8 protein-coding genes and 1 pseudogene are annotated in these 7,842 nt (G+C 57.1%); 2 read left to right on the top strand and 7 right to left on the bottom strand.

The features are described 5' to 3' along the window. Window positions 1-98 precede the first annotated feature (98 nt). From CLM60_RS02685 to CLM60_RS21130, 3 genes and pseudogenes are all read right to left on the bottom strand, one after another. Entirely contained in the window at window positions 99-308 is a 210-nt protein-coding gene (locus CLM60_RS02685; RefSeq protein ID WP_043754132.1) for a DUF6330 family protein, read from the bottom strand. Between the two features lie 23 nt (window positions 309-331). Beyond that, on the bottom strand, window positions 332-1,270 hold the full coding sequence (locus CLM60_RS02680; RefSeq protein WP_043754134.1) for an ArdC family protein: 939 nt from the start codon (window positions 1,268-1,270) through the stop codon (window positions 332-334). A gap of 40 nt (window positions 1,271-1,310) precedes the next feature. Next, window positions 1,311-1,780 (bottom strand): annotated as a pseudogene (locus CLM60_RS21130) (hypothetical protein). A 459-nt stretch (window positions 1,781-2,239) separates the two neighbouring features. Between CLM60_RS21130 and CLM60_RS02670 the strand changes: the two are divergent. Beyond that, the gene (locus tag CLM60_RS02670) at window positions 2,240-2,590 is read left to right on the top strand and encodes an MbcA/ParS/Xre antitoxin family protein (RefSeq protein WP_027264271.1); all 351 of its coding nucleotides are present in this window, start codon (window positions 2,240-2,242) and stop codon (window positions 2,588-2,590) included. Next, the gene (locus CLM60_RS02665) at window positions 2,590-3,102 is read left to right on the top strand and encodes an RES family NAD+ phosphorylase (RefSeq protein ID WP_043754138.1); all 513 of its coding nucleotides are present in this window, start codon (window positions 2,590-2,592) and stop codon (window positions 3,100-3,102) included. Before CLM60_RS02670 ends, CLM60_RS02665 begins: the two co-directional genes overlap by 1 nt. 174 nt (window positions 3,103-3,276) lie before the next feature. Here the strand turns inward: CLM60_RS02665 and repC are convergent, their stop codons facing one another. From repC to CLM60_RS02645, 4 genes are all read right to left on the bottom strand, one after another. Next, window positions 3,277-4,332 (bottom strand): plasmid replication protein RepC, encoded by a 1,056-nt coding sequence (gene repC / locus CLM60_RS02660; protein WP_085870099.1) that lies wholly within the window; start codon window positions 4,330-4,332, stop codon window positions 3,277-3,279. Between the two features lie 240 nt (window positions 4,333-4,572). Beyond that, the gene (repB, locus tag CLM60_RS02655; RefSeq protein WP_223229246.1) at window positions 4,573-5,541 is read right to left on the bottom strand and encodes a plasmid partitioning protein RepB; all 969 of its coding nucleotides are present in this window, start codon (window positions 5,539-5,541) and stop codon (window positions 4,573-4,575) included. Next, window positions 5,541-6,740, bottom strand: coding sequence for a plasmid partitioning protein RepA (gene repA, locus CLM60_RS02650; RefSeq protein WP_043754158.1), 1,200 nt, complete (start codon window positions 6,738-6,740; stop codon window positions 5,541-5,543). Before repA ends, repB begins: the two co-directional genes overlap by 1 nt. Window positions 6,741-7,082: 342 nt before the next feature. Further along, the coding region (locus CLM60_RS02645; RefSeq protein ID WP_141246445.1) for a recombinase family protein at window positions 7,083-7,842 on the bottom strand (760 nt) is incomplete at its 5' end.

The raw sequence follows: 7,842 nt of genomic DNA, 5'->3' as shown, positions 1-7,842 counted from the left end.
TGCTGACAAACAAGCGAAACGTGCTCGATTCGCCGACAGCCCCATTACGGCATCTTTTTCTTTTTCCCCCTGGCGGCAGGACAGAAGCAGAAGGGGCCCTACCCGAACAATCGCTTGGGTCTGTAATTCGGGTTGGGGATGGTTTCGATCCAGCCGCCTTGGTGCTTGATGGTCTCAAGTGCCGCCGAGAGCGGATAAGCGCCCTCGGACGGGCTCCACCAATAGGCGCCGTGCTTGAAGGTGATGATCTTGCGGCGGCCGTCGTTGAAGCAGGCCACCCGCAGCGTCTTGGGTTCCTTACGTGACATGGGCGTCTCCGTTCTCCCTGTGGTCAGGCGGCCTTGGCTCGGCCCCCTGCCCTGCCCGCCTCCGATCTGGCGATCAGGTAATCACAGGCGCGCTGCGCATCCGCGGCGTGCTTGAAGATCGCACCCTTGTCCGACCGAAGAACGCGCAACCAGTTATGGAGGTAGGCAGCATTCATCTCGAGCGTATGCGCCGTAAAGCCGAGCGTCTGACCCAGGAACACCGAGGTCAATTCCGCGACGATCTCCTCGCGCGCGTAAGAGGTGTTGCCAAACTTCGAGAACCCGAAATCACGGTTCAGTCGATGCCGGGCCTTCGTGGCATGGGCCAGCTCATGCGCCCAGACCCCGTAGAAATTGCGCGGGTCCTGGAACCGCGTGATGGATGGCATGTAGACCTTGTCCACGGGGGGCAAATAGTACGCCTCCGTGCCCGTGAAGACGGTCGTGATGTCGATGGCATCGAAAAACGCCTGCATGTGCGGGATGGGCTCGGACGGCGGATGCTCGGGCGCGGGCTCCGGGTCTGGGAAGAAGCTGTCGGGCAGGCCATCGATCTGGCAGGCATTGAACACGCGGTAGGATTTCTGGAAGCGGAAGATGCGGGCTTCCTCGGAGCGATCATCGCCATCGCTGCGGTCGTCCTCGCCGCCCGCGTCTTTCCGGCTTTGGCCGTAATAGACGACGACAGAGGATTTCTCGCCCTTGCGGACCTTTGCGTCCAACGCATTGGCCTGAGGCAGAGTCATCCAGAAGGGAGAGCTGTGGCCCGCCATCACGGTCCGCATCGTCAGCAGGAAGTTGTTCACCCCCTGGTAGGGTTCGCCGCCCACGCGCAGGGGGCGTGAGCTGCCGCCTGCGGTCCAGGGCTTGCGCCACGGCAGGACGCCGCGCTCGATGATGCGGATGATTTCGTTTGTGATGACCTCGGAGGCATCGAATTTGGGCGTGGGGGATCGGGCCATGGCTGGCCTCCTTTCGAATGTTTGTGAGAGGGAGTGGTGATCAGATTGACCGACAGGGCCGCGGATCGTTGGCGATCCTGGCACCGAGGGCTTCGACCATGTCGATGTAGGTGGTCAGCGAGACAGACTGGCCGGCACCTGAATGGTCAGGGTCGACAGATCTGTCCCGCGCCACCCGCGGCAAGTTCGCGAAAGCGATGACGTCACTGATGGGTCGGATATCGATGAACGGGTTCCTCGTGCGACCGCGAGGGCGGCCAAGGGAAAGCGCTCGATCGGCGCGAAACTCGACACGGTGGTCCAACCGAGATGGAGGAATGTCCCACCGTCTCCGCAGATCACATGCGCATTTGGCAATGACGCGGCCTGCTTGAGATAGCCGAGATCGCGGAGAACGGCTGTCCGCTCGAGCTGCCGTGCCAGCTCCGTCTCGCCGGTTCGACGCAGCTCTCTATGCCGCCACCAAGAGGCAGCGGTCGCGCGCAAGACGCGCAAGACACCTGTTTGCATGTGAATGCCCTTTATCCGGAACGGCAGACCGGAACCCGGCCCGGACCCGTCCGAGGCACCCCAAGGTCCCTCAACTGTCAGTCACAAAACCCGAAGAACACTTTCACTTTTCAGCAGCCAACTGGTCCGGGGTAACGGCCGAGGGTCCGACACCACCGCGGACCCCAGTGACGGCATGCAGTAAGTGGCGGTTTCGATCCAAGATCGGCAAGCCATATCGGCAACTCCGGCCCGACTGCTGCAGTCTTTCTCATATTATCAATAGCTTATCTGACGTTCTCGATCGGCAAAAGCGCTCCAACGGTGACCTCTCAGGCCCAAAGATCAGGATTTGCTTCGTTCAGAGCACTGCAGCGTTACGGATAAGCACGGGAAACGAAGGCGCAGCGCCTCCTGTCAGCTTGAATTTCAGCGATGTTGCCGCTATATACCGTCAGTATCACCGTAGGAGCATAGATCATGCACATCACGAACTTTGCTGAAGCTGGGCAATTCGAACCGCGCAAGATCGCCGCGGTGCTACGCACATCAGCAGAAGAGATCGCATTGACCGTCGGCTTGGGCAAAGACGCGTTGCAGAGGCGAGCCCGCATCGGTTCGGACAAGACGCAGCGCCGCCTGCGCGAATTGGTAGAGGTGCTGAACAAAGTTGAGCCCCGCTTCGGCTCGGAACTGATGGCCTATGCATGGTACCGGTCAGAGCCCCTGCCCGGCTTTGATGGCCGGACAGCCATGCAGCTGGTGCAGGAAGGCAAAGCTCAGCAAGTTCTGGAATACATCGATGCGGTCGATGCGGGCGTCTTTGCCTGATGCCGCTGAAAGATGGACGCTACACAGGGCCACTCTATCGCGCCCTGAACCCGGTCTATGCGCGTGAACCTCTGTCCGGACGAGGCGCTGAACTCTATGGAGGGCGCTTTAACGCCAAGGGCACCCCTGCCCTCTACACCTCGCTGGATCCCGCGACCGCTCTTAGAGAAGCCAACCAGGTAGGCAGCCTGCAACCCACGATCCTGGTGTCCTACAAAGCCGACCTTGGGCCTATTTTCGATACCCGCGATCAGGACAAGCTCGAACGGTATGGTGTGACCGAGGCGATGCTTGCCGACTCTGCATGGCGCATGAAGATGCTCGATGGCCAATTGGTACCGACACAGGAGCTAGCACGCGCCCTTATAGCAGATCGGTTTGCGGGGCTTCTGATCCAAAGCTTTGCGAAGGGTGCGTCATCAACGGACTTCAACATCGTCCTGTGGGCCTGGACTGCCAACAAGGGTTCTTTGGAAGTGGTGGATGACGAAAAGCGGCTGTCGCGCATGTGAGTTGTGAGACTTGGTGCCGGATCTGTCCACCGCGGTGGACATCGGCGGGTCGGAGGTACATGGATTGACTGTGTAGTATCGCCCTAGTGGAATTTGGCTCTGTCGCTTTGATGCATGTGGCGAGACCGCGCGTCATTGGACTAGTTGATGGCCAGACGTCCACCGCGGTGGACACTAGGCGGTTTGCATAGCAGTTTTGGATAGACGCTTGATCAAAGCCACTGGATCAAACTGGTCTTGACGTTGGCCCAAGGTGATACTGTGAAAGTACGCTCCAAAATCCCTGATGCGTTGTCCAAGTTGTAGCATGATGAAGATCGCGCATGACGCTTTCTGAGCTCCTACTGCATTCTTGGCTTTCTCAAATGTTTCTGGGTGAATCCCCATCATGGGTGCAAGAGTTCGAGCATGGTTTTCAATGTCCAACCAGTCTCTAAGTCTCTCTGTGGAGAACGATGTCGCTTGATCGCAGACTGAGGTTAGCAAGTCTGGTTTCAGAGCTTCATTGCCTGTGTTGCTATCTAAATCTTTTTTTTCTTCTTCAGACATAGATTGGTGCCGGACAGTTTGTCCGTCATTGGCGGGCAACTCCACAGTTTCTGGTGGGTTATCTGGGGTATACAAAGTCTGGCATTCTTTGTCCGTGTCGGCGAGCAGCGCGTGGTATTCGGTAAGGCTCAGCTTCCTGCGTAGAGCTCTCCGTGCGTGGTTGATGAATGTGTTGCTGGGATCATGCTCTTCCAAATGGGCGAGCTTTGTCAGGATCTGTTTGCGGACAAATATCCGATCCCGCCGGTTATTTTCCATCTCATGTGCGATGGCGATAAGCTCGCTCGCACGTTGGAGGAGGGGGGTTAGAGACAGTCCATAGCTGATGCATTCCCCGCTGGATGAGCGAACGCGGTAGCGCTTTCTGTTCGAGCTGTCATTGCGTTTGATGAACCCGAGTTCGACGAAGCGGTTGATGTGCCTGCGGAGTGTCCGTTCGTCGATTCCGCCGACGCGCTGGCAAATCGAGTCGTTGGACGCGAAAACCGTTTCGCCATGGCCGGGCTTCAAGAAACTGAGCATGGCTTGAAGTGTTTGGATATGGCCAGGACGCAGACCGAATACGCTACGTGCATCTCTTAGTGCCCTGAAGATGGTCCAGATGTCGGTTTCAGCCGCAGAAATTGAGCCGCGTGATGCATCAGCATCAGCGGTTCTGATCGATAGTTTTGTAAATGCCATGGTTTCTTCACGACGACCGTTCGGCCCACAACTTCCCAGTCTCTTCCCGAGATTTCGCTCAGAAAAAGGCAATAAAAACCCGTCCACCGAATCGGTGACTCTTGACCGGTTTGCTGGAGGTTGCTACATCATGAGTGCTAATCGAATGATGAGGGCTCTCCAGGGGAAACTTTGGGGGGCTCTTTTCTTTCTGGTCTTCGCTTTTCTCCTCTGCTCGAGTTACTCTGTGTGGCTCGGGGCTTAGGACCCAGAGCCGCTCTCATTCCGCCACTGTTCGAAGAGCTTCAAAAGCGCTGCCTCCGCGCGCTCTTCGATCCATTGGCCGAATTCTGGGTTGTCCTTCTTGGTGATCTTGATAGCGATCGTTTTCTGGTCGACTGTCAGCGTTCCCACAGAGCTACCGTCCCCATCTTTGACAACGGACGTTAGGCTGCGGTTGGCTTGCTTCTTGTCGCTACGCGCCTTGTTCGAGCAAGCCGAGTAGACTGCCTGAAACTTATCCGCGCTTGGAGTGTCGTCGGGCAGGGCGGCGATCACCTCTTTGGCTGTGTTCACCAGATCTATCTTTTTCGACAAAGCGGCCAGGTCACCCCATTGCCGTCGTCCGATGCCATGTGCCGGCCCGATCAGCTGTACAAGCCCTTCTGGCAGTTGCTCTATGACGACGCGATGATTGGACACGCCCTGCCGTGTCAAGCCGAGAGCATCCTGAATGACGTTTGGCTTGTAACCTGATTCCTGCATCTCTTTGATAAAAAGAGATTTCTCAATGAAAGACGGGTCTAGTCGGAGGTTGTTCTCTTGGCCCTGTGCGATCAGAGATGCGTCGTCATCCAGGCTTCGAACGATCGCCTTGACCGTTCCGCCGACCATGCGGATCGCTGCGAGCCTGCGTCGTCCGTAGATGATACGGTATCTGTCCGGTTGCGCTGATGGACGGACCATAATTGGTACTTGTTGCCCATGCTTGCGAATGCTTTCGGCCAACTCATCAATACTGGAATCCTCCAGCACCAACCGATCGCGCAGACCATCCATGTCAATCTGATCGGGCTCGATGTCACGGATCGAATTCGCGGTAATCTCGCGCAAAGAGTCGCGCAATCCGCCAACAGATCCTGGCAGTTTTGCTGCTTTTGGCGGGGTAGGGGAGGGGGCCGCGCTCTCCTTCTCGTCCTTTGGAGGCTGATTGAAGATATTTCGGGCCATCAGCGACGCCCCCATGCCATTTGGATTGTCTGTTCCAACTCATCTCCAACGCCATTCACGCTGGTCAGAGCGCGATCAATCGTTTTTCTAATGAATTGGCTCGGATCAACTTCGTAGACGGTTTGCTGGGTCATACCGGCGTCCGAGATTGCTGTAGATTTCAGCATTGGCTCAGTCATGACCTGTCCGGCCAAGATCGATCTCAGGTAGCCCGCCATCTGGGTCTGAGGCCCGTCCGACGGCTCGTATCTCGTGATCAAGAACTTTACGAAGTCCCATGTAACGCGCCTGCCAATGGCTTCTTCGACAGCCTTTACCGTTTCCGAAGCAAGTTTCAGGAACTGGCTCATTGAAGCAATGTCGAGCATGCCAGGCACGACCGTTACTAGGAGTCCCGTCGAGGCTGCCAACGCCGTTAGGGTCAGAAAGCCAAGTTGAGGTGGGCAGTCGATCAGAACGATGTCGTAATTCGCCTCTACTTCCTCAAGCGCTAAGGCAAGACGCTCCGCAAATATGGGTTGCACCCGGCGGGCGAGGGCGTTTGCCGTCTCAGTTTCGTATTCCGAGAGCATCAGGCCCGCTGGGACCATATCGAGCTTATGGAAGTAGGTTTTTTGGATGACGGCTGAGAGCGGAACTTGTTCCTCATATCTCAGGGCATCATAGATTGTGCCGCCTTCGGCGAACTCGAGCTCTGGCCGAAAGCCGAAAAAGGTGGTCAAACTTGCCTGCGGATCGAGATCCAAGACCAACACTCGGTAACCTCGCAAAGCATACCGTTGTGCAAGATGGATCGTTGCTGTTGTTTTTGACGATCCGCCTTTGAAATTGACGACAGATATCACCTGGAGACGATCGCCTTCACGTCGACCGGGGCGGTAGCTTTCTGCGTTCTTTCCGGTGCGCCCCAGAATGTCGCGCAGCTTATCGATCTCTTGGGCTGTGTAGAACCGGTGTCCGCGGTTGTCTGTATGAACTTCCGGGAAGCTGCCGTCCTTGTGCCGGTTGCGCAGGTTAGATGTGCTAACGCGCAGGAGGCTGGCAACTTCGGTAGAACTGAATCGGCGCAGGGACTTTCGTTCTTCGGGCTCGAAAGCGATCTTCATCTGGCGATCCAAAGATTCAGCCAGATTGTCGGCAAATGCTCCGATGTCGGAAGAGCCTATGCCTTGCGCGTATCCAACGTTACGATCATCCATGTCCTGCCGCCCACTCTCGGCCTCTGTTGAGGCTCTTGGTCATTCTGACGGTGTACAGCGCGACTGACGCGTTTTACCGTCAGAATGGGAATGCCACGATCAAGTGAGTCCGGCAAGAAGAATCTAGATGTAGTGTGAAAGTTATCCACAGCACCAATACGTACAGTCACATCAAGATAACTGCAAGTTGTTGATTTTATGGTGATAAATCCAAAAGACCGTGCTTCAAGCCATTCATGGGGATTGTTTGGATGGTATTGGCTAAACCCATGCAACCAATGGCACAATTGACCTTCTGACGGTGTTTAGAGCGATAGATTCAGCTGTTTGAGCCTCTGCTAGTTACAGTTGGGAGTGAGCCGATTCTGATGAAATTAGGCCAAGCCGCTCCGCTCGTTCGAGCAACATTTTGACCGAAGACGGCTGCCAGCTGGCACGACCTCGAGGGGTCCGTTCGCGCATCGACTCTAGCCGATCGCAGATCGCCTGCAGCGTGATTTCGGGGTCCGCGCCTTTGATCGCTGCGACGATGGCCGGCAGGCGGTCATCGGTTTCGCGGCGTCCGGCGCGGCCAAGCACCTCGGCAGGAAGGAACCCGTCGCGCACATATGCCTTCACAGCGCGGAGCAGTCGGCCTTGTGTCCAATGGTGATCTGGGGGCAGGGGGGCATTGATAATTCGCAGCACGTCTTCCCAAGCCATATCGGGGCGCAGGCGGCGCACATGAGGCACCCAATCCTGCGCGGTCTCGTTCAGGCGTTCCATATAGCCGTCCTGCCGTGCCAGCCGCACCTTGCGCAGCGCGGCGGGATCCTTGGCGCGTAGCCCTGGGTTGCCGCCTACGCGCCCTTTGGCGCGCGCAGAGGCAAGCCCGGCCTTTGTGCGCTCGCGGATCAGAGCGCGTTCGAACTCAGCCGCAGCGCCCAGAACCTGCAACGTGAACTTGCCCTGGGGCGAGGCAGTGTCGATCGGGTCCTGGAGCGAGCGGAAGAACGCCCCCTTTCCCTCCAGTCTTTCGATCACCTCCAGCAAGTGCGACAGAGATCGCGCAAGCCGGTCGATCCGCACAACGACCAGCGTATCGCCGCTCTGGACGCGTTCG

Origin of the sequence: Actibacterium ureilyticum (assembly GCF_002285435.1) — a bacterium.
GTDB classification, from domain to species: Bacteria; Pseudomonadota; Alphaproteobacteria; order Rhodobacterales; family Rhodobacteraceae; genus Actibacterium_C; species Actibacterium_C ureilyticum.
The sequence above is the reverse complement of the archived record's forward strand: the minus strand, read 5'-3'. Positions and strand labels throughout refer to the sequence as shown.

Excerpts from the sequence above, each read along its gene's own strand:
- repC (WP_085870099.1), bottom strand. The coding sequence starts at position 4,332 with ATGGCATTTACAAAACTATCGATCAGAACCGCTGATGCTGATGCATCA.
- CLM60_RS02680 (WP_043754134.1), bottom strand. The coding sequence starts at position 1,270 with ATGGCCCGATCCCCCACGCCCAAATTCGATGCCTCCGAGGTCATCACA.
- CLM60_RS02670 (WP_027264271.1), top strand. The coding sequence starts at position 2,240 with ATGCACATCACGAACTTTGCTGAAGCTGGGCAATTCGAACCGCGCAAG.
- repB (WP_223229246.1), bottom strand. The coding sequence starts at position 5,541 with ATGGCCCGAAATATCTTCAATCAGCCTCCAAAGGACGAGAAGGAGAGC.
- CLM60_RS02665 (WP_043754138.1), top strand. The coding sequence starts at position 2,590 with ATGCCGCTGAAAGATGGACGCTACACAGGGCCACTCTATCGCGCCCTG.
- repA (WP_043754158.1), bottom strand. The coding sequence starts at position 6,740 with ATGGATGATCGTAACGTTGGATACGCGCAAGGCATAGGCTCTTCCGAC.
- CLM60_RS02685 (WP_043754132.1), bottom strand. The coding sequence starts at position 308 with ATGTCACGTAAGGAACCCAAGACGCTGCGGGTGGCCTGCTTCAACGAC.